22 protein-coding genes are annotated in these 18,402 nt (G+C 65.5%); 13 read left to right on the top strand and 9 right to left on the bottom strand.

From position 1 onward, the window contains the following. Positions 1 to 21: 21 nt before the first annotated feature. Positions 22 to 393 (bottom strand): YidH family protein, encoded by a 372-nt coding sequence (locus tag WJU27_RS05160; RefSeq protein WP_341421331.1) that lies wholly within the window; start codon positions 391 to 393, stop codon positions 22 to 24. Positions 394 to 395: 2 nt separating this feature from the next. Further along, positions 396 to 1,154: a 2OG-Fe dioxygenase family protein gene (locus WJU27_RS05155; RefSeq protein WP_341421330.1), complete on the bottom strand. Its 759-nt coding sequence runs from the start codon at positions 1,152 to 1,154 to the stop codon at positions 396 to 398. A 109-nt stretch (positions 1,155 to 1,263) separates the two neighbouring features. Here WJU27_RS05155 and hyi point away from each other — a divergent pair, with 109 nt between their 5' ends. After that, a complete protein-coding gene (gene hyi, locus WJU27_RS05150) occupies positions 1,264 to 2,034 on the top strand; it encodes a hydroxypyruvate isomerase (RefSeq protein ID WP_341421329.1) in 771 nt (256 codons plus the stop codon). A gap of 3 nt (positions 2,035 to 2,037) precedes the next feature. Here hyi and WJU27_RS05145 read toward each other — a convergent pair whose 3' ends face one another. Genes WJU27_RS05145 through WJU27_RS05125 form a run of 5 tightly spaced genes read right to left on the bottom strand, consistent with a single transcriptional unit; the run spans position 2,038 to position 5,584 of the window. Beyond that, positions 2,038 to 2,823 carry a molybdate ABC transporter substrate-binding protein gene (locus WJU27_RS05145; protein WP_341421328.1) on the bottom strand — a complete coding sequence of 262 codons (786 nt, stop codon included), beginning with the start codon at positions 2,821 to 2,823 and terminating at the stop codon, positions 2,038 to 2,040. A 2-nt stretch (positions 2,824 to 2,825) separates the two neighbouring features. Then, complete coding sequence (locus WJU27_RS05140) at positions 2,826 to 3,656, bottom strand: extracellular solute-binding protein (protein ID WP_020164635.1); 831 nt, start codon at positions 3,654 to 3,656, stop codon at positions 2,826 to 2,828. Further along, on the bottom strand, positions 3,647 to 4,354 hold the full coding sequence (locus WJU27_RS05135) for an energy-coupling factor ABC transporter ATP-binding protein (protein WP_020164636.1): 708 nt from the start codon (positions 4,352 to 4,354) through the stop codon (positions 3,647 to 3,649). Before WJU27_RS05135 ends, WJU27_RS05140 begins: the two co-directional genes overlap by 10 nt. Further along, positions 4,347 to 5,051, bottom strand: a complete 705-nt coding sequence (locus WJU27_RS05130; RefSeq protein WP_020164637.1) for an ABC transporter permease — start codon at positions 5,049 to 5,051, stop codon at positions 4,347 to 4,349. Before WJU27_RS05130 ends, WJU27_RS05135 begins: the two co-directional genes overlap by 8 nt. After that, positions 5,048 to 5,584: a hypothetical protein gene (locus WJU27_RS05125; protein WP_043364154.1), complete on the bottom strand. Its 537-nt coding sequence runs from the start codon at positions 5,582 to 5,584 to the stop codon at positions 5,048 to 5,050. The genes WJU27_RS05130 and WJU27_RS05125 overlap by 4 nt, the downstream gene beginning before the upstream one ends. A 193-nt stretch (positions 5,585 to 5,777) precedes the next feature. Between WJU27_RS05125 and WJU27_RS05120 the strand changes: the two genes are divergently transcribed. The 3 genes from WJU27_RS05120 (at position 5,778) to WJU27_RS05110 (ending at position 9,741) form a co-directional block, all read left to right on the top strand. Next, positions 5,778 to 6,845, top strand: coding sequence for a substrate-binding domain-containing protein (locus WJU27_RS05120; RefSeq protein ID WP_341421327.1), 1,068 nt, complete (start codon positions 5,778 to 5,780; stop codon positions 6,843 to 6,845). A gap of 59 nt (positions 6,846 to 6,904) precedes the next feature. Beyond that, the gene (locus tag WJU27_RS05115; protein WP_020164640.1) at positions 6,905 to 8,077 is read left to right on the top strand and encodes a DUF2863 family protein; all 1,173 of its coding nucleotides are present in this window, start codon (positions 6,905 to 6,907) and stop codon (positions 8,075 to 8,077) included. A gap of 62 nt (positions 8,078 to 8,139) precedes the next feature. Then, positions 8,140 to 9,741, top strand: a complete 1,602-nt coding sequence (locus WJU27_RS05110; RefSeq protein ID WP_341421326.1) for a peptide chain release factor 3 — start codon at positions 8,140 to 8,142, stop codon at positions 9,739 to 9,741. 533 nt (positions 9,742 to 10,274) lie between these two features. On the opposite strand, the gene merR is transcribed toward WJU27_RS05110, so the two are convergent. Next, entirely contained in the window at positions 10,275 to 10,730 is a 456-nt protein-coding gene (gene merR / locus WJU27_RS05105; protein WP_008063290.1) for an Hg(II)-responsive transcriptional regulator, read from the bottom strand. A 72-nt stretch (positions 10,731 to 10,802) separates the two neighbouring features. Between merR and merT the strand changes: the two genes are divergently transcribed. Genes merT through WJU27_RS05070 form a run of 7 tightly spaced genes read left to right on the top strand, consistent with a single transcriptional unit; the run spans position 10,803 to position 14,323 of the window. Further along, positions 10,803 to 11,153, top strand: coding sequence for a mercuric ion transporter MerT (gene merT / locus WJU27_RS05100; RefSeq protein ID WP_008063289.1), 351 nt, complete (start codon positions 10,803 to 10,805; stop codon positions 11,151 to 11,153). A gap of 13 nt (positions 11,154 to 11,166) precedes the next feature. After that, on the top strand, positions 11,167 to 11,442 hold the full coding sequence (gene merP / locus WJU27_RS05095) for a mercury resistance system periplasmic binding protein MerP (protein WP_008063288.1): 276 nt from the start codon (positions 11,167 to 11,169) through the stop codon (positions 11,440 to 11,442). Between the two features lie 18 nt (positions 11,443 to 11,460). Continuing rightward, entirely contained in the window at positions 11,461 to 11,697 is a 237-nt protein-coding gene (gene merF, locus WJU27_RS05090) for a mercury resistance system transport protein MerF (RefSeq protein ID WP_008063286.1), read from the top strand. 1 nt (position 11,698) lies between these two features. After that, entirely contained in the window at positions 11,699 to 13,390 is a 1,692-nt protein-coding gene (merA, locus tag WJU27_RS05085; protein ID WP_008063285.1) for a mercury(II) reductase, read from the top strand. A 17-nt stretch (positions 13,391 to 13,407) separates the two neighbouring features. Beyond that, positions 13,408 to 13,764, top strand: a complete 357-nt coding sequence (gene merD, locus WJU27_RS05080; protein WP_008063284.1) for a mercury resistance co-regulator MerD — start codon at positions 13,408 to 13,410, stop codon at positions 13,762 to 13,764. Next, positions 13,761 to 13,997 carry a broad-spectrum mercury transporter MerE gene (gene merE, locus WJU27_RS05075; protein ID WP_008063283.1) on the top strand — a complete coding sequence of 79 codons (237 nt, stop codon included), beginning with the start codon at positions 13,761 to 13,763 and terminating at the stop codon, positions 13,995 to 13,997. The genes merD and merE overlap by 4 nt, the downstream gene beginning before the upstream one ends. Continuing rightward, positions 13,994 to 14,323 carry an EAL domain-containing protein gene (locus WJU27_RS05070; RefSeq protein ID WP_008063282.1) on the top strand — a complete coding sequence of 110 codons (330 nt, stop codon included), beginning with the start codon at positions 13,994 to 13,996 and terminating at the stop codon, positions 14,321 to 14,323. The genes merE and WJU27_RS05070 overlap by 4 nt, the downstream gene beginning before the upstream one ends. Positions 14,324 to 14,341: 18 nt before the next feature. On the opposite strand, the gene cadR is transcribed toward WJU27_RS05070, so the two are convergent. Then, positions 14,342 to 14,782 (bottom strand): Cd(II)/Pb(II)-responsive transcriptional regulator, encoded by a 441-nt coding sequence (gene cadR, locus WJU27_RS05065; protein WP_008063281.1) that lies wholly within the window; start codon positions 14,780 to 14,782, stop codon positions 14,342 to 14,344. A gap of 179 nt (positions 14,783 to 14,961) precedes the next feature. Here cadR and WJU27_RS05060 point away from each other — a divergent pair, with 179 nt between their 5' ends. Then, positions 14,962 to 17,271: a heavy metal translocating P-type ATPase gene (locus tag WJU27_RS05060; protein WP_020164644.1), complete on the top strand. Its 2,310-nt coding sequence runs from the start codon at positions 14,962 to 14,964 to the stop codon at positions 17,269 to 17,271. Then, on the top strand, positions 17,268 to 18,347 hold the full coding sequence (gene lspA / locus WJU27_RS05055) for a signal peptidase II (RefSeq protein WP_008063278.1): 1,080 nt from the start codon (positions 17,268 to 17,270) through the stop codon (positions 18,345 to 18,347). The genes WJU27_RS05060 and lspA overlap by 4 nt, the downstream gene beginning before the upstream one ends. Positions 18,348 to 18,402 lie beyond the last annotated feature (55 nt).

Genomic DNA, 18,402 nt, shown 5'->3' with positions numbered 1-18,402 from the left:
CTGACGCCGAAAAGCAAAAATTCAAGCTGAAGTGAACAGGTGTGCGATCAGCGCAACGCCGATTGCCGCGACCGCAAGCGAAGTCCACGACGCCAGACCGCTCATGTAGCCGTCGGGAATTTCCACCGGTTTCAAGGTCGCCAGCACGCGCCGGTACTGCACGACCGCCAGCGTCACTGAAATCGAGCCCAGTGCGATCAGCGCCACGCCTATCCAGAACGACAGGCCGTGCGGCGCGCCGGCAAGCGTCTTCTGATTGCCCAGCATCGCGACGAACAGCGCAAAGCGCTCGATCGCGAATCCGAAGGCCATCAGCGCCAGCGCGGTGCGCGACCACGCGAGCAAGGTGCGCTCGGCGGCGAAAAAGACGCGTGGATCGTTCAGGTCCGACACACTCAGCCTTGCGCCGGCGGACGCCGGCGGTAGGTCACGACCAGCACATCGCGCCAAGCCGGCTTCGACGGATCGAGCGGATGGATGGGCGTCACGCCGTGCAGTGCGCGCTGGTCATTCACCAGCGCTGCATCGCAGGGCGCCGTCAGCGTGAAGCTGTCGAGGCGCTTGCCTTCCGGCGAGAAGATTTCCGTGGTGCCGCTCTCGACGTTCTCCCGCCGCACCATCATGACCAGCACGAAATCGACGCCATCACGATGCACGCCTTCCGGTGTCGGCTTGCCCTCGCCCTCGGCGCGCGCCTCGATGCGGAACTGATGCACCTCGATGTGCGCGTCGTGACCGGGGTGCAGGCGCTGGAACACCGCCAGCCCGAACTGCGCCACCGTCTGCATGGTCGAGCCGCCGAGCACCTGCGGCCGTATCGGCTCGAAGTGGCGCTCGACGCCACCATTCAGCGTGTTGTAGTCCAGGCTCTGGTAATGCGGCTGATGCGGTTCGAACTGGATGCGCAGCCCGTCGGCCGGCGCACTGAGTACCGCGTAACGGCGACGACGGTAGCGGCCACCGTCCGCCATATAGGTATCGGTTTCCAGATCGCCCCAGCTGGCGGCAAACACGTCCCAGTCGGCGCGCCAGCCGGAACGCAGGCTGGACAGTGCGTCGCGTACCTGCGCCGACGGCAGGAAACAGAAATCGTGGGCCGCGACGTTCTCGGCGAGCGCGCGGGCGAAAGTGCCGGTATTCAGGGAGGGGGACATCTGTGACAGAACGACGAAAACCGCGAAAGCAGGGACGATACTCCCCTGCTCCCGGCAACGCACGCACCGACCCGATTTAGAATCGGTGCCCCGCCGGAGATCCCGTCACATGCCCCGCTTCTGCGCCAACCTGTCACTGCTGTTCACCGAACACCCCTTTGTCGAGCGCTGGGCCGCCGCGGCGCGCGCCGGCTTTCGCGGCGTCGAATGCCATTTCCCGTACGCCGAACCGGCTGCCGTGCTGGCCGAGGAAGTGCGTCGTCACGGGCTGGAGCAGGTGCTGTTCAATCTGCCGCCCGGTGACTGGGCCGCGGGTGAACGCGGCATCGCCTGCCTGCCCGACCGCGTTGCTGAATTCGAGGATGGCGTCGGTCGCGCCATCGACTACGCCCGTACACTCGGCTGCCGGCGCATCAACTGCCTGGCCGGCATTGCGCCGGCCGGTGTCGAGCGCGCCGAACTGCTGGCGGTGATGGAACGGAATCTGCGTTTCGCGGCGCGTGCACTGGCGCGGGAAAACATCGAACTGCTGGTCGAGCCGATCAACGACCGCGACATGCCGGGCTTTCTGCTGAACCGCTCGGCCGACACGCTGGCGTTGATCGAACGCGTCGGCGAGCCCAATGTGAAGCTGCAGTACGACGTCTATCACATGCAGATCATGGAGGGCGACCTCGCCCGCAGCTTGCAGCGCGAGCTGCCGCGTATCGGCCACGTACAGATCGCCGACAACCCGGGGCGTCACGAACCGGGCAGCGGCGAGATCAACTACCGCTTCCTGTTCGACTGGCTGGACCGCATCGGCTACACCGGCTGGGTCAGCGCGGAATACATCCCGGCCGGCGATACAGTCGCCGGCCTGGGCTGGATGCCACGCTGAACCTCAGGGCAGCGCGAAGCCGTCGGCCGCGAGGACCTTGCGTGCCGGTTCCGACAGCAGAAATTGAGCGAAGCGCTCGCCTTCGCTGCCGGGCGCCGACAGCACGACCAGACCGTAGTCGGCGCCGACCGCGAGATCGGACGGCAGCGCGACCTCCTGCAGCGCCGGCACCTCGCGGCGAGCCAGTCGCGAGTTGGTGCAGTAGGTGACGAACAGATCCGCCTGCCCGCTTTCGACCACCCACGCATAGACGTTGCGACCTTCCGGCGGCTTCGCCGAATTGGCCGCGCCGGTAAGCTGTCGCCCACGCGCTGCCAGCGCGCGACCGATGCCCGGTCGCAGCGCATCGGCGCGCTGGAACATCTGGACTGCATAGTCACCGGCCGGATCGGCCTTGGGCGTCGACGCGCCCAGCTTCAGATCGCGGCTGACCATCGCGTCGAGCGCGTTCGCCGGCGTCACCGTCAGGCCCGGCCGCACCAGCAGGCACAGTTCGTTGCGCGCGAAGCGCTCGACCTTGGCTGCCTTGCCGGCATCGACGAAGGTCTGCGGATGCGTCATGTTGGCCGAAGCGAACACGTCGGCAGTGGCCCCGGCGGCGATCTTCTCGCGCAGCACGCCGCTCGGGCCGAATTCGAAGCGGGGCGCCGCCCCGCCCTGCTCCGCATACAGCTTGCCGAGCTGCGTGAATACCGCCTTCAGGCTGCCGGCGGCATGCACCGACGCCCCGTCGGCCTGCGCCGCACCGGCCAGCAGCGCGGTGCAGGTCGCCACGATGAGCGTACGCATGTTCACTTGGCCGCGTTCGGGAAGAACAGTTGCTGACCGTCGATCTTGTAGTCGGCGATCGCCTTCTGACCGTCGGCCGACACCACCCAGTCGATGAAGGCCTGGCCGTCGGCCTTCTTCACGTGCGGGTGCTTGTCCGGATTGACCAGGATGACGCCGTACTGGTTGAACAGGCGCTTGTCACCTTCGACCGAAATGGTCAGGTCGGCGCGGTTCTTGAACGACAGCCAGGTGCCGCGGTCGGCCAGGATGTAGGCGTTCATCGACGCCGCGGTGTTCAGCGCCGGACCCATGCCGGAGCCGGTGTCGCGGTACCAGGCGCCCTTGCTCGCGTCGAGATCGACGCCGGCCGCTTTCCAAAGACGCAGTTCGGCGGCGTGCGTGCCGCTCTTGTCGCCACGCGACACGAAGGGCGCCTGTGCGGCCTGGATGGCCTTCAGCGCTTCGGTGATGTCCTTGCCGCCCGCCACCTTGGCCGGGTCCGACTTCGGGCCGACCAGGATGAAGTCGTTGTACATGACCTCCTGGCGCTTCACGCCGTAGCCCTCGGCGATGAATTTCTCCTCCGCCACCTTGTCATGCACGAACACCACGTCGGCGTCGCCGCGGCGCGCCATGTCCAGCGCCTGGCCGGTGCCGAGCGCGACGACGCGCACCTCGATGCCTGTCTTCGCCTGGAAGATGGGCAGCAGGTGCTTGAACAGACCCGACTGCTCGGTCGAGGTGGTGGACGACACCGTGATGAAACGGTCGGCGGCGTGCACAAAGGGCGCGGCCAGCGTAATCGCGGCCGCCGCGGCGGTGGCGATGAAGGAACGGCGGATCAGGTCCATGAAAGCTCTCCTCTGAGGTATTGCCCGGCCTCGGCCGAGCGCGGTGCGGCGAAGAAGTCGGCCACCGGCGTGTGTTCGGTGATGCGGCCGGTGTCGACGAATACGATGTCGTCGGCCAGGCGACGGGCCTGGCCGAGGTGGTGGGTGACCATGACGATGGAACAGCCGTCGTCGGCGATGACGCGGATGATGCGTTCCACTTCGGCCGCGGCGCCCGGGTCGAGGCTGGCGGTCGGCTCGTCGAGGAAGAGCACGCGCGGTCGCAGTGCCCACGCGCGGGCGAGCGCCACGCGCTGCTGCTCGCCGCCGGACAGCACGCGCGCCGGGCGGTCGGCCAGTGCGGCGAGGCCGACGCGTTCCAGCACGTCAAGCGCGCGCGTGCGGCGTTCCGCCGCCGGCACGCCAGCGAGGTAGAGCGCGTAAGTCACGTTGTCGAGCACGCTGCGACGGAGCATGACCGGGCGCTGGAACACCATGGCCTGCACCGGCGTGCCGCTGCCGCCGTTCCACAGGATGCGGCCGGCGGTCGGTTCGATCAGGCCGTGCATCAGGCGCATCAGCACGCTCTTTCCCGCGCCGTTCGGACCGAGTATCAGCGTGCGGCGCCCTGCTTCGATGCGCAGCGACACGTCGCGGATGAGCGCGCGGTCGCCCGCCTCGTAGCGCAGCGCGTCCAGCGTGAGCAGTACGTCAGCCATGGCGTCGCACCGCCCATTCGCGTACCGCGTGCGCCAGCGCATTCAGTATCAGCACGATGGAAATGAGGATGAAACCCAGCGCCAGCGCCAGCGGCAGGTCGCCCTTGCTGGTTTCGAGCGCGATGCTGGTGGTCATGACGCGGGTGACGCCGTCGATATTGCCGCCGACGATCATCACCGCGCCGACCTCCGCCACCGCGCGGCCGAGGCCGGCCAGCACCGCGGTGGACAGCGAGAAGCGTGTATCGACCAGCAGCGTCAGCGCGGCGCGCGGGGTCGATGCGCCGAGCGAGCGCAGCTGTTCTTCGTAGTCGCGCCAGGCGTCGGCGACGATCTGCCGCGACAGCGCGGCGATGATGGGCGTGATCAGGACGACCTGAGCGATCACCATCGCCGTCGGCGTGAACAGCAGGCCGAGGGAGCCCAGCGGGCCGGCGCGCGACAGCAGCAGATAGACCAGCAGACCGATCACCACCGGCGGCAGACCCATCAGGCCGTTCAGGATGACGGTCAGCGGCTTGCGCCCCGGGAAGCGGCCGACCGCCACCGCAGCACCTATCGGCAGTCCCAGACAGGCGGCGAGGAAGACGGCGGTCAGGCTGACCTGCAGGCTCAGCGCGACGATGTGCAGCAGATTGGGGTCGGCGGCGACGATCAGGCGACCTGCGGTGGCGAAGCTTTCGCTCATCGTGCTCATCGCGTCGGCTCCGCGATGATCAGCAGGTCGAGCGCCGGCCCGGCCACGGCGCTGACTTCGAGCGTGTAGCGCAGGCCGGCTTCAAGCCGGTAGATCAGTTCCTTCTGTACCCCTTCGCCGCGCAGGCAGCGCAGCGGGCGCATGTAGACAGGCAGCGGCAGTCCATCCGGCGACAGCACCTCGATCCAGGCGCGCTCGCTGCTCATGACGCGATAGATGCCGGCCGACGGTACGGTGAAATCGAGGATGCCGGCGTGGCCAGCGGGGCGCCGACCCGGTGCCCGCAGCGCGACCTCGCTCTCCGGCCGCAGGCGCGCAGCCACGCGCCGGGCGGGCGTGATTACCGGCGCCGAAGCGACGTTGTGGCCCGCGTCGACCGACAGGCCGGCTGCGGTCCAGGCCAATTTCAGGTCAGCGACCACGCGCGGCGCGTCGGCACAGGCCTCGTCCTGCGCCACCGCGGCAAGCGACGACAGCGAACACAGGGCTGCGACGACCACACCAGCACGCGGGCGCAGTCCGGAAGTGGACATCCAGTTCGTCACGCGACGGCCTCGTCCGGTACGGATGTCTGCGCGGCTCCGGACGGGCGCGCTGCGACGCAACGAAAGGGCGTCGCAGAAGGGAATGGCATCAATCGGCATCGGAAAACACATAAGATGCGGGAAGCTATCGCACTGAAGCCGCGCGTCCTATATGTCTGAATTTGCAAAAAGCAATCCAAGCTTGCGGGTCGAGTGGGATTTCGGCCCCGACGCACCGGTGGGCATTGGTCGCCTGCTGGCGCTGCTGACGGCCATCGAAGTCAGCGGTTCGATCGCCGGTGCGGCGCGCGCGACCGGCCTGTCGTATCGCAACGCCTGGGGGCTCATCAATGCCTGGCAGGCCTACTTTGGCCAACCCCTGATCACCACCGCGCGGGCGCATGGTTCGACGCTCGAAGCCTTCGCCCGCCAGTTGCTGGAGGTCGATCGCGGTGCCCGTCAGTCGCTGGCGCGTGCGCTCGACGGCGCCAGCCAGCCGATGCGCGCGCTGTCGCTGCAGCCGGCTGAACACGGCGGCGCGGCACTGCGTTTCGCCGCCAGTCACGAACCGCTGCTGAACGACCTCATCCGTCAGTTGCGCAGCGAACGGACCGATGCCGCCACAGTGACGCTGGCCACGCACGGCAGCCTCGAATCGCTGCTCGCGCTGGCCGCCCGCCGCTGCGAGATCGCCGGCTTCCATTGCCCGGTCGGCGAACTGGGACGCGACATCTGGGCGCTCTACCGCGCACAGCACGGTCTGCCGCGGCTGCGCCTGATCGGTTTCGCCCGCCGTCGGCAAGGCCTCATCCTGGCGCGCGGCAATCCGAAGAAGGTGAGCGGGCTGGCCGACCTGTCACGCACCGACCTGCGCTTCGTGCATCGCCAGCCGGGCGCCGGCACGCGACTCGCCTTCGATCTGCTGGCGCGCCGCGCCGGGCTGGACACGCGCGCGCTGAACGAGGGCGATGAAGAACACACGCACGCCGCGGTGGCGGCGCTGATCGCCAGCGACGAAGCCGATGCCGGACTCGGGCTGGAAGCCTTCGCCCATCGCCTCGGACTGGACTTCATCCCGCTGTTCGAAGAGATGTACTTCCTGGCGATGCGCGACGCGCCCGCCTCGCGCGACACCGTGCAGTCGCTGTCCACGCTGCTGCGGCAGCCGGACTGGCGCGCGCGCGCCGATGGGCTGAGCGGCTACTCGCTGGTCGAAGCCGGGGTCGAGTACGACCTCGCGGCTGCCGAGCGCCTGCTGTTCGGCGGCTGATATCCGCGGCGCCTGCGCCGGCCCTTGGTAGAATCGCGCCTCAGTCACCGGACCTTTACATGAAACGCACCCGATTCGCCCGCCGCGGCGGCCTCACCCAGGACGCCGCCCTGCTCACCCGGCTGGCCACCGGCCTGGCGCTGTCCGCCAGCCGCATCGAAGACCGCTACTGGGAAGTGCGGCTGACCGAACAGGTGAGCCGGCTGCTGGCCGACCGCAACGAAGACGCGCTGAACGCCGCGCTCGACCACCTGTGGCGCGAGGACGCGCCGGCCTATGACGAACTGGCCGATTTCATCGAAGCGGGCAGCGAATGCGGTCTGCCGGGCGACGCCAACAAGGACTGGGACGCCGTCGTGTTCGCAGCCCCCCTGCTCGCCTGGTCGCGCTTCTCGATCCCGGCCGGGCCGATTGCCGCGCCGCTGCTGGCCAGCCTCAAGGTTCAGCTGTGCGCGCACGCTTTCGGCACCCACACCAAGGTTGCGCTGGCCGACTATCTGTTCAGCCCGGACCAGCTGCCGCGCGGCTATGTCGAAACGCGCGACCTGGCCGACGACCTCGGCGAAGCCGTGCTCGCCGGGAATGATCTGAAGCTGGAGGCGGAAGCGATGGCGCAGACCACCACCTTCCTGTCGGACACCCGCTACCTGATCGGCATCGCCATCGTGCCGCGCGGTCAGGCGCTGTTCCGCTGGCAGGAGGACGACGGCCAGCGCGAACACGTGGTGAAACAGTGGCAGGCCCAGGGTGGCGCCGTCATCGGCACGCTGATGCAGGGCTGTGCCTTCGAACTGCTGCCGCCCAACGCCTACCACTCGGCCTGCCGTGAAGCCGATCGCGCGTCGCGCGCGTACTCGCTGCGCGCCTCGGTCGCCTTCCTCGAACAGACGCTGGCGGTGCCGGCGAGCGGCCTGCGCGCCATCATCGCGCCCTTCTACGACAAGCAGCTCGAGGAGTACCGCGTCGCCTTCACCACCTCCGACTCCAGCGACGTGGTGCACGGCGTCGTGTGGGCGCTGCTCGGTGCCGAGGACGAGGAAACCGACACCGTTGGCGAGATCGAAGGCGTGCTGCGCGAATGCGGTCTGACCGACACGCTGGTGCTCGACCACCGGATGCCCATGGAGTACTGCGACGACTGCGGCGCGCCGATGTATCCGGACCCCGACGGCCAGCCGGTACACGCCGAACTGCCCGAATCGTCGGACCAGCCGCCCGCTCACCTGCACTGACACGTCATCCTGTTTTCGCGGCCGCGCCTCGCGCGGCCGTTTTCATTTGCTGAAGAACGCTCATGTCGCTTGAAAAAGAAGTCGCCCGCCGGCGCACCTTTGCCATCATTTCCCACCCGGACGCGGGCAAGACCACGCTGACCGAAAAGCTGCTGCTGTTCGCAGGCGCGATCCAGATCGCCGGCAGCGTGAAGGCGCGCAAGGCCGCCCGTCACGCCACCTCCGACTGGATGGAAATCGAGAAGCAGCGCGGCATTTCGGTCGCCAGCTCGGTGATGCAGATGGAGTACCGCGACTGCGTCGTGAACCTGCTCGACACGCCGGGCCACAAGGACTTCTCGGAAGACACCTACCGCGTGCTGACCGCGGTCGATGCCGCGCTGATGGTGATCGACGCCGCCAACGGTGTCGAAGCGCAGACATTGCGCCTGCTCGAGGTCTGCCGCGCGCGCAACACGCCCATCATCACCTTCATCAACAAGATGGACCGCGAGGTGCGCGCGCCGCTCGACCTGATCGACGAACTCGAGCGCACGCTGGGCATGGACGTCGCGCCCTTCACCTGGCCGCTGGGCATGGGCAAGGATTTCGCCGGCGTGTATGAAATGCGCGAAGACCGCATGCGCGTGTTCCGCGCTGGCGAGGACCGCATTTCCGGCGACGAGGAAGTGCTGCTCGGTCTCGACAACCCCGAGATCGTCGGTCGCTACCCGATGCAGTTCGACACCGCGCACGCCGAGATCGACCTCGTGCGCGAAGCCGCACCGCCCTTCGACGAAGCCGAATTCCTGGCCGGCCGGCAGACACCGGTGTTCTTCGGTTCGGCGATCAACAACTTCGGCGTCAAGGAAGTGCTGGACGCCTTGGTCGACCTCGCGCCACCGCCGGGCGGCCGTCCGGCCATCCAGCGCCGGGTCGAGCCGACCGAAGAGAAGTTCACCGGCGTCGTGTTCAAGATCCAGGCGAATATGGACCCGTCGCACCGCGACCGCGTCGCCTTCCTGCGCGTCTGCTCCGGCCACTTCGAGCGCGGCATGCGCATGAAGGTGAGCCGCAACGGCAAGGACATCCGGCCGAACAACGTGGTCACCTTCCTGTCGCAGCGGCGCGAACTGCTGGAAGAGGCCTACGCCGGCGACATCATCGGCATCCCGAACCACGGCACGCTGCAGCTCGGCGACACGCTGACCGAGGGCGAAACGCTGCAATTCACCGGCCTGCCCTTCTTCGCACCGGAATTGTTCCAAGGCGTTGAAGTCAAGGATCCATTGAAAACCAAGCAGTTGCGTGCAGGTCTTGAGCAACTGGGTGAAGAAGGTGCCATCCAGGTTTTCCGCCCGCTGGCGGGCGGTACGCTGCTGCTGGGCGCGGTCGGTCAGCTGCAGTTCGAGGTGGTGATCCACCGCCTGAAGACCGAGTACGGCTGCGACGCCCGCCTCGAAGGCACGCGCTACACGATGGCACGCTGGGTCACCTGCGACGACGAGCGTGAACTGAAGCGCTTCATCGACGCCAACGCCCACCGCATCGCCTATGACGCGGTGAACGCACCGGCCTTCCTCGCCACCATGCGCGCCGAGCTCAAGGTGGCCGAAGAGAAGTGGGAAAAGATCAAGTTCCACGCCATGCGCGAACATGCGGGTCTGATGTTCGCCAACCACTGAAGCGCGTTTTGCAGGCGCGGCCTTGGCCGCGACGGGGCTGATGCGGTCCGCAGGCTTGAATACCGGCCGCTGTCGGGGTCAGAGGACCCCTCCTACAAAATCCCGGCTCCGACCACGGATTGGGCACGATCCCTGTGGGAGCGGCCTTGGCCGCGACAGGGCCGATGCGGGCCGCCGGCTTCGATCCACGCTGCTGTCGGGGTCAGAAGACCCCTCCTTGTATTGTCTTTGTCTTCCGAGGGGCACCTCGGGACGAGCAGGTGGATGCCGCATCCCTCCTTGGGCTTATCGCCCGTTCTGTAGATTTTGCAGCACCTGCTCACCCTCACGTTCCGATCGAACAGTATCTTTGGCCCGGCTTGGCCGGCAGCCCGCATTCACAAGGTTGATCTCACGAGGTTTTGCATGGAGTTGTTTCATCTGGGTATCGACGTAGCCAAGGCCAAGCTCGACTGTGCGCTGCGCTCACCCGAGGGCAAGATTCGCCACAAGGTCATCACGGGGGCAGCTCACGAAACGGAACAAATCGTACGCTAAGGCATAGCTCGCCCAAGCCGGTCCCCTGCCGACGTGGCGAGGCTCGTTTCGCCTTGCAACGACGCAATCAGCGGACACGAAACATTTCCCTGGCGTGCATGGCAGGCGCACACGAGTTGGGACAGCACGACCTCCATGCGCGCCAGGTCGGCCAGCTTGGCGCGCACGTCCTGGAGCTTGTGCTCGGCCAGGCGGCTGGCTTCGTCGCAGTGGGTGCCATCCTCCAGCCGCAGCAGCTCGGCGATCTCATCCAGGCTGAAGCCCAAGCGCTGGGCCGATTTCACGAACTTCACCCGGGCTACATCCGCCTTGCCGTAGCGGCGGATGCTGCCATAGGGCCGCGCCGGTTCGGGCAGCAAGCCCTTGTGCTGATAGAACCGGATCGTCTCCACATTGACCCCGGCCGCCTTACCGAAGGCGCCGATGGTCAGGTTCTTCAGACCGTTCTCCATCCCGCTTGACTCCGTAGTTGACTACGGCAGTAACGTTACAACATCAAGCGAAGACCCAGAAGGAGAAGCTTTATGTCAGAACCCAAGACCGGTCGTGGCGCGCTGGCCACCGGAGGTGTCGCGGCCATCCTCGCCTCGACCTGCTGCCTCGGCCCCCTCGTGTTGGTCGCGCTTGGCTTTTCCGGCGCCTGGATCGGCAACCTGACGGTGCTGGAGCCATACCGCCCGATCTTCATCGGCACGGCGCTGGTGGCGCTGTTCTTTGCTTACCGGCGCATCTTCCACCCGGTGCAAGCCTGCAAGCCGGGGGAGGTCTGCGCAGTTCCACAGGTGCGCGGCAGCTACAAGCTCATTTTCTGGATCGTGGCCGCGCTGGTTCTGGTCGCGCTCGCCTTTCCCTTCGTCGTGCCATTTTTCTACTGATCAGGAGTTCGCCATGAAAAAGCTGTTTGCCTCCCTCGTCCTCGTCGCCGTTGCTGCCCCGGTGTGGGCCGCCACGCAGACTGTCACGCTGTCGGTGCCCGGCATGACTTGCGCCGCCTGCCCGATCACGGTCAAGAAGGCGCTCTCCAAGGTCGAAGGCGTGAGCAAGACTGCGGTGAGCTTCGAGAAGCTCGAGGCCGTCGTCACCTTCGACGATGCCAAGACCAGCGTGCAGGCCCTGACCAAGGCCACCGCCGATGCCGGCTATCCGTCCGAGCTCAAGAGGTGATCCCTGGATAACCGGACCTTGCTCAAGACCGGCATCACCGGTTCGGTGATCGCCGCCATATGCTGCGCGACCCCCGTGCTCGTGATTGCGCTCGGCGTCCTGGGTCTGTCCGCCTGGGTCGGGTGGCTCGATTACGTGCTGATCCCGGCCCTCGTCGTTTTTGTCGGCATCACGATCTACGCGCTGCGTCGCCGGCGGGCGGAAGCCGCTTGCTGCGCTGTTGGAGTCGGAGAAAACCAGAAGAAGGGGATATGAAATGAATAGCCGTGTTCTGCATGTTACCGGGATGACTTGCGATTCCTGCGCAAACCACGTCGAGAAGGCGCTTCTCACCGTGCCCGGTGTTCATAAGGCGGAGGTGTCCTACCCTGACGCCTTGGCCCGTGTGAGCGGGGAGCCGGCGCTTGATCCGACGATGCTCGTCTCGGCAGTCGCAGCAGCTGGCTACCGGGCCGCGCTCGCCGATGCGCCGCCCGCCGCGATGGGAAGCGGGTTGCTCGGCAAGATGCGCGAGTGGCTGGGCAGTGGCGACAAGGCGGGCGGCGATGGGGGTGGTTTGCATATCGCTGTCATCGGCAGCGGCGGTGCCGCGATGGCGGCGGCGCTGAAGGCCGTCGAGCAAGGCGCGCGGGTCACGTTGATCGAGCGCGGCACCCTCGGCGGCACCTGTGTCAATGTGGGCTGCGTGCCGTCCAAGATCATGATCCGCGCCGCGCACATTGCCCACCTGCGGCGAGAAAGCCCGTTTGACGGCGGGATCGCCGCGGCACCGCCGGCGATCCTGCGCGAGCGGCTGCTGGCCCAGCAGCAGGCGCGGGTCGATGAGCTGCGCCACGCCAAATACGAAAACATCCTGGACGGCAACACCGCCATTACCATGCTGCGCGGCGAAGCGCGCTTCAGGGACGGCCACCACCTCACGGTGCGCCTGACCGACGGTGGCGAGCGCGAGGTGGCCTTTGACCGCTGCCTGATCGCCACCGGCGCCAGTGCGGCCGTGCCGCCGATCCCCGGACTGAAGGACACGCCCTACTGGACGTCCACCGAGGCGCTGGAAAGCGACACGATCCCGCAGCGGCTCGCCGTCATCGGCTCGTCGGTGGTAGCCGTCGAACTGGCGCAAGCCTTCGCCCGGCTCGGGAGCCGGGTGACGATCCTGGCGCGCAGCACGCTGTTCTTTCGCGAGGACCCGGCGATCGGCGAGGCCGTCACCGCCGCCTTCCGTGCCGAGGGCATCGAGGTGCAGGAGCATACCCAGGCGAGCCACGTCGCTTATGCCGCCGGGGAATTCGTGCTGACCACTGGGCACGGCATCGTTGCCGCCGACAAGCTGCTGGTCGCCACCGGCCGCACACCGAACACACGCGGCCTGAACCTCGAAGCGGCGGGCGTCACGATCAACGCGCAGGGCGCCATCGTCATCGACAAGGGCATGCGCACGAGTAACCCGCACATTTACGCCGCCGGCGACTGCACCGACCAGCCGCAGTTCGTCTATGTGGCGGCCGCGGCGGGCACCCGTGCCGCGATCAACATGACCGGCGGTGACGCGGCGCTGGATCTGAGCGCGATGCCAGCCGTGGTGTTCACCGATCCGCAAGTGGCGACGGTGGGCTACAGCGAGGCGAAAGCGCACCACGACGGCATCGAGACTGACAGCCGTACGCTCACGCTCGACAACGTACCGCGCGCGCTCGCCAACTTCGACACGCGCGGCTTCATCAAGCTGGTCATCGAGGAAGGTAGCGGACGGCTCATCGGTGTACAGGCGGTGGCGCCCGAAGCGGGCGAACTGATCCAGACCGCAGTGCTCGCGATCCGCAATCGCATGACGGTGCAGGAACTGGCCGACCAGTTGTTCCCGTACCTGACGATGGTCGAAGGGTTGAAGCTCGCGGCGCAGACGTTCAACAAGGACGTGAAGCAGCTGTCCTGCTGCGCCGGGTGAGGAACAGGAGGTGGTCGATGAACGCCTACACGGTATCGCGTCTGGCCCATGAGGCCGGTGTGAGCGTACATGTCGTGCGCGATTACAAGGTGCGTGGGCTGCTGCGGCCGGTGGCGCGCACCGCCGGCGGCTACGGGGTGTTCGACGCGGCCGCCTTGCAGCGGCTGTGCTTCGTGCGAGCCGCCCTGGAGGCCGGCATCGGCCTCGACCTGCTGACGCGGCTGTGCCGGGCGCTGGACACCGCAGACGGCGATGAAGCGTCGGCGCATCTTGCCGACCTGTGCCACCTCGTCGAGCGCCGACGCCAAGCGCTGACGAACCTGGAAACGCAGTTGACCGAATTGGCGCACAGCACGTCGGAGATCTCGGCATGAACAGCCCGGAGCGCGTTTCCCCCGAGGCGCGCAAGCCGGTCGCCGGCTACCTGTGGGGCCTGCTCGCCGCGCTGACCTGTCCCTGCCACCTGCCGGTGCTCGCCATCGTTCTTGCCGGCACCACCGCCGGTGCGTTCCTCGGCAAGTATTGGGGCATTGCGGCGTTCGGCCTGACCGGCTTGTTCGTCCTGTCCCTGGCGCGGGCGATGCGGGCGTTCAAGGGAAGATCATGAGCGCTACCGAGCCGGATGGCTGGACGGCGGCGCAACTGGCCCAGGCGGCCGAGCATCGGCAGCTTGAGCTGCACTACCAGCCCATCGTCGATCTGCGCCGCGGCCGAATTGCCAGCGCGGAAGCGCTGCTGCGCTGGCGGCACCCGAGCCTTGGCCTGCTGCCGCCGGGCGCGTTCCTGCCACTGGCCGAATCGTCCGGGCTGATGCCCAAAATCGGCGCGTGGGTGCTGGGTGAAGCCTGCCGTCAGATGCAGCGCTGGCTGGCGTTGAATTGGCGGCCGTTTCGATTGGCCGTTAATGGGGTCGCCTCAGAAAACGGAAAATAAAGCACGCTAAGCCCTTACTTACCCAGATGTTTGACTTTTCGTGGCACTTTCACCATGGCAATTGCAATTGCCCAACCCTTGCAAAATGCCGCACGCCTCTACAGATCGAGAGCCAGAACACTTCTCGCGCAAATCAACCAAGTGCCGCTTTAACTGCAACAGCGCGGACACACGCATTTCCACCTGTTGAATATGGGCCTCCAGCAGCGTGTTGACCTCCCCACAGTCCTGCATCGGGTTGTCTCGCAGACCCAGCAATGCGCGAATCTCGCTCAACGTCATGTCGAGCGAACGGCAATGACGGATGAATTGCAAGCGCTCAATGTGCGCCTCACCGTACAGCCGGAAGTTGCCACCGCTTCGCGCTGGCTTCGGCAGTAGCCCTTCCTTCTCGTAGTAGCGGATGGTCACAACCTCGCATCCAGAGCGCTTGGCGAGGTCGCCAATTCTGATTTCCATGCATCAATCTCCTTTATTTCACTTGACTCTATAGTAACTATAGGGTTTGTAATGGAAGTTGTATAGATTTGAAGGAGTTATTTATGAGCGAATGCGCTTCCACGGCGTGTGGCTGCTCGGCTGGGCCGATCATCCAACCCACGACACAAGCCCCAGCGACAACCGGATCGGCTCAAGCGGTGTATCGCATCGAGAACATGGACTGCCCCACGGAAGAGGCGCTGATCCGAGGCAAGCTGGTCGGGCTGGCGGGGGTGGTTGGTCTTGAGTTCAACCTGATGCAGCGTACTTTGGCCGTTCGGCACGAACTGCCTTCGTTGTTTCCCGTTGAGCAGGCGCTAACCGCCATCGGCATGCAAGCCGTGCGCATGGATCAGGCATCGACCGGGCAAACGACCAAGCTGTCCATTACCAAAATGGATTGCCCGACCGAAGAGACGTTGATCCGCAACAAGCTCGGTACCATGGCCGGAGTTGCCGATCTCGATTTCAACCTGATGCAGCGCACGCTGTCGGTACGCCATGCGGACCAGGTTCTGCCGGACGTGCTCGCGGCACTGCAAGCGCTTGGATTCGAGGCGCAGGTGTTGGACACCGCAGAGGCCGCATCGCCATCCGCATCCCTTGTGACCACGCCGACCAACTGGTGGCCGCTGGGCATCTCCTTTGTAACTGCATCGGCGGCCGAGGCGGTCTACTGGCTCCACAACGGCAATCATTGGTCGGTCGTCGTTCTGGCGCTCGTCGCGGTCTTCACCGGCGGTCTGTCCACCTACAAGAAAGGTTGGATTGCGCTCAAGAACCGTAATCTCAACATGAACGCCCTGATGTCGATTGCCGTCACGGGTGCCATGTTGATCGGGCACTGGCCCGAGGCGGCAATGGTGATGGTGCTTTTCGCGCTGGCCGAGGTGATCGAAGCCAAGTCGCTGGATCGCGCCCGCAATGCCATCCGTGGCCTGCTCGACCTGACCCCGGAACAGGCCACGGTGCAGCAGGCTGACGGCACATGGCGCGAGGTGGGTGCAAAGCAAATTGCCATCGGTAGCCGCGTCCGGGTCAAGCCAGGTGAGCGCATCGCCCTGGATGGTGAGGTGCTGGAAGGCCGCTCTGCCGTCAACCAAGCCCCGATCACGGGTGAAAGCCTTCCGGTCGAGAAATCCCCCGGTGATCCGGTGTTTGCGGGCACGATCAACGAATCCGGTTCATTCGAGTACCGCGTCACCGCCGTGGCCAGCAACTCCACATTGGCCCGCATCATTCACGCGGTAGAGGCTGCCCAAGGAAGCCGTGCGCCGACTCAGCGCTTTGTCGATCAGTTCGCCCGCTGGTACACGCCCATTGTTTTCGGTGTTGCCATCGCCGTCGCGTTGTTGCCACCGCTGTTCATGGGTGCGGCATGGCTCGACTGGATTTACCGTGCATTGGTTCTGCTGGTGGTCGCCTGCCCGTGCGCACTGGTGATCTCTACGCCGGTCAGCATCGTCAGCGGCCTGGCCGCTGCCGCCCGCCACGGCATTCTCATCAAGGGCGGCGTCTATCTGGAAGAAGGCCGCAAGCTGCGCTGGCTGGCTCTGGACAAGACCGGCACGATCACGCACGGCAAGCCCGCACAGACCGATTTTGTCACTTGGGGCAATGCACTCGCCGCAAACAGCCGCAGCATCGCTGCCAGTCTGGCGGCTCGTTCCGACCACCCTGTATCCAAAGCGGTGGCACAAGCCGCGCAGACGGATGGGGTTGCCTTACTCGACGTAGCCGAGTTCAGCGCGCTGCCCGGTCGGGGCGTGCAAGGCCAAATCAACGGTGAGACCTACCATCTTGGCAACCAGCGGATGCTCGAAGCGCTGGGGCAATGCACACCAGAACTGGAACAGCGCATCGCGGCGCTGGAAACCATGGGTAAAACTGTCGTGATGTTGGTCAGCGCAAAAGGGGTTCATGCCTTATTTGCCGTAGCGGACACCATCAAGGAAAGCAGCAGGAGCGCCATTGCCGAGCTTCATGCACTGGGCATCAACACCATGATGCTGACCGGCGACAACCCCCACACGGCACAGGCCATTGCCGCACAAGCCGGGATCGACAGTGCGCAAGGCAATCTGCTCCCAGACGACAAACTGCGCGAAGTTGAGCTACTGGCCATAAAGGGCAAGGTCGGCATGGTCGGTGATGGCATCAACGATGCCCCGGCCTTGGCGCGTGCGGACATCGGCTTTGCCATGGGAGCGGCTGGCACCGATACCGCCATCGAGACCGCTGACGTGGCCCTGATGGACGACAACCTGGGCAAGATTCCGACCTTCGTGCGCCTGTCGCGTGCGACGGCGCAGGTGCTGATGCAAAACATTGTGCTGGCCCTTGGCATCAAGGCAGTATTTCTGGTGCTGACCTTCACGGGTCAAGCGACCATGTGGATGGCGGTGTTTGCTGATATGGGGGCCAGCTTGCTCGTCGTTGGCAATGGCTTGAGGCTGTTGCGCAAATGAGCTGGAAATTCTTTCTCTACGACTGGGGTGGTCTAAACATCGCGTTGTTCCAAGCCATCAACATGAGCACACCTGCAGCGCTGGAACCGCCGGTATCGTTCTTCAACCTTGTGATAGGCAACTACTGGACTGCACCACTGATGCTCTTGGCGATGTGGGGATGGTCAAAGTCGGCACCTGACCCAACGCGGGCCGATGCCATCCGGTACAGACTCAGAGTCTTTAGCGTGGCCTTTGCGTTGGCATTTCTCGTCGCCACCATCTTGAAGCTATGGATCGACTTTCCACGCCCGCCTGCCGTTTTTGGCGACATGGTGCGCGTTATCGGGGGCATCGAACGACACTACAGCCTGCCCAGCGGGCATGCCACCTATGCCGCGCTGGTGGTCGGCGCGCTCTGGCCTTTGATAGGCCGTCGTGGCCGCATCGGCTTGGTGTTGTACGCCGCATTGGTCGGTTGGTCACGCATCGCAGCCGGAATGCACTTTCCTGCCGATGTGCTGGCGGGGTGGGTACTTGGATTGAGCTGCACGGCGCTCGCCGGGTGGCTGATGCCGCTGGCCGCCCCTGTGTGGCAATCGGCTCGCCGCACATCGACTTGGGTCTGGTTCGCAGTGGCCGCCAGTTCTGTCATGACAGATCAGCTCGCAAAGTTCGCCATCACCCGCACGTTTGCCTACGGTGAACAGGTCGAAGTCAGCACCTTCTTCAACATTGTCCATGTCCTGAATCCCGGCGCGGCATTCAGCTTTCTGGCGAACGCTGGCGGCTGGCAACGTTACTTTCTCATGGCGCTGGGTCTGGTCGTTTCTGCTTGGCTGGGCCGCATGCTGTGCCAGCAGCGGCCACGCCTTGAAGCGGTGGGCTACAGCCTGATCCTTGGTGGTGCGCTCGGCAATGTCGTGGATCGTGTGCTGCGTGGATCGGTTGTCGATTTCCTCGACTTCCATTGGCAGCTTGTGCACTGGCCCGCCTTCAACCTCGCTGATGTGGCGATAACTATCGGAGCGCTCTGCCTGTTCTTGACGGTTGTACCGAAAAGCAGTAGAGGCACAGAGGCCGATGTGTCCGGTTAAGCTATACCCTAACATGGCGTCAGACCATCCGGCGCGAAAGCGTCAGAATAGAGTC

It is taken from the genome of Methyloversatilis sp. NSM2 (genome assembly GCF_038066675.1).
GTDB classification, from domain to species: domain Bacteria; phylum Pseudomonadota; class Gammaproteobacteria; order Burkholderiales; family Rhodocyclaceae; genus Methyloversatilis; species Methyloversatilis discipulorum_A.
This window is presented reverse-complemented; position numbering and strand designations above follow the sequence as displayed.

Excerpts from the sequence above, each read along its gene's own strand:
- WJU27_RS05145 (WP_341421328.1), bottom strand. The coding sequence starts at position 2,823 with ATGCGTACGCTCATCGTGGCGACCTGCACCGCGCTGCTGGCCGGTGCG.
- merP (WP_008063288.1), top strand. The coding sequence starts at position 11,167 with ATGAAAAAGCTGTTTGCCTCCCTCGTCCTCGTCGCCGTTGCTGCCCCG.
- merT (WP_008063289.1), top strand. The coding sequence starts at position 10,803 with ATGTCAGAACCCAAGACCGGTCGTGGCGCGCTGGCCACCGGAGGTGTC.
- WJU27_RS05110 (WP_341421326.1), top strand. The coding sequence starts at position 8,140 with ATGTCGCTTGAAAAAGAAGTCGCCCGCCGGCGCACCTTTGCCATCATT.
- merR (WP_008063290.1), bottom strand. The coding sequence starts at position 10,730 with ATGGAGAACGGTCTGAAGAACCTGACCATCGGCGCCTTCGGTAAGGCG.
- WJU27_RS05135 (WP_020164636.1), bottom strand. The coding sequence starts at position 4,354 with ATGGCTGACGTACTGCTCACGCTGGACGCGCTGCGCTACGAGGCGGGC.
- lspA (WP_008063278.1), top strand. The coding sequence starts at position 17,268 with ATGAGCTGGAAATTCTTTCTCTACGACTGGGGTGGTCTAAACATCGCG.
- WJU27_RS05070 (WP_008063282.1), top strand. The coding sequence starts at position 13,994 with ATGAGCGCTACCGAGCCGGATGGCTGGACGGCGGCGCAACTGGCCCAG.
- merD (WP_008063284.1), top strand. The coding sequence starts at position 13,408 with ATGAACGCCTACACGGTATCGCGTCTGGCCCATGAGGCCGGTGTGAGC.
- cadR (WP_008063281.1), bottom strand. The coding sequence starts at position 14,782 with ATGGAAATCAGAATTGGCGACCTCGCCAAGCGCTCTGGATGCGAGGTT.
- WJU27_RS05130 (WP_020164637.1), bottom strand. The coding sequence starts at position 5,051 with ATGAGCACGATGAGCGAAAGCTTCGCCACCGCAGGTCGCCTGATCGTC.
- WJU27_RS05115 (WP_020164640.1), top strand. The coding sequence starts at position 6,905 with ATGAAACGCACCCGATTCGCCCGCCGCGGCGGCCTCACCCAGGACGCC.
- hyi (WP_341421329.1), top strand. The coding sequence starts at position 1,264 with ATGCCCCGCTTCTGCGCCAACCTGTCACTGCTGTTCACCGAACACCCC.
- WJU27_RS05140 (WP_020164635.1), bottom strand. The coding sequence starts at position 3,656 with ATGGACCTGATCCGCCGTTCCTTCATCGCCACCGCCGCGGCGGCCGCG.
- merA (WP_008063285.1), top strand. The coding sequence starts at position 11,699 with ATGAATAGCCGTGTTCTGCATGTTACCGGGATGACTTGCGATTCCTGC.
- merE (WP_008063283.1), top strand. The coding sequence starts at position 13,761 with ATGAACAGCCCGGAGCGCGTTTCCCCCGAGGCGCGCAAGCCGGTCGCC.
- WJU27_RS05125 (WP_043364154.1), bottom strand. The coding sequence starts at position 5,584 with ATGTCCACTTCCGGACTGCGCCCGCGTGCTGGTGTGGTCGTCGCAGCC.
- WJU27_RS05155 (WP_341421330.1), bottom strand. The coding sequence starts at position 1,154 with ATGTCCCCCTCCCTGAATACCGGCACTTTCGCCCGCGCGCTCGCCGAG.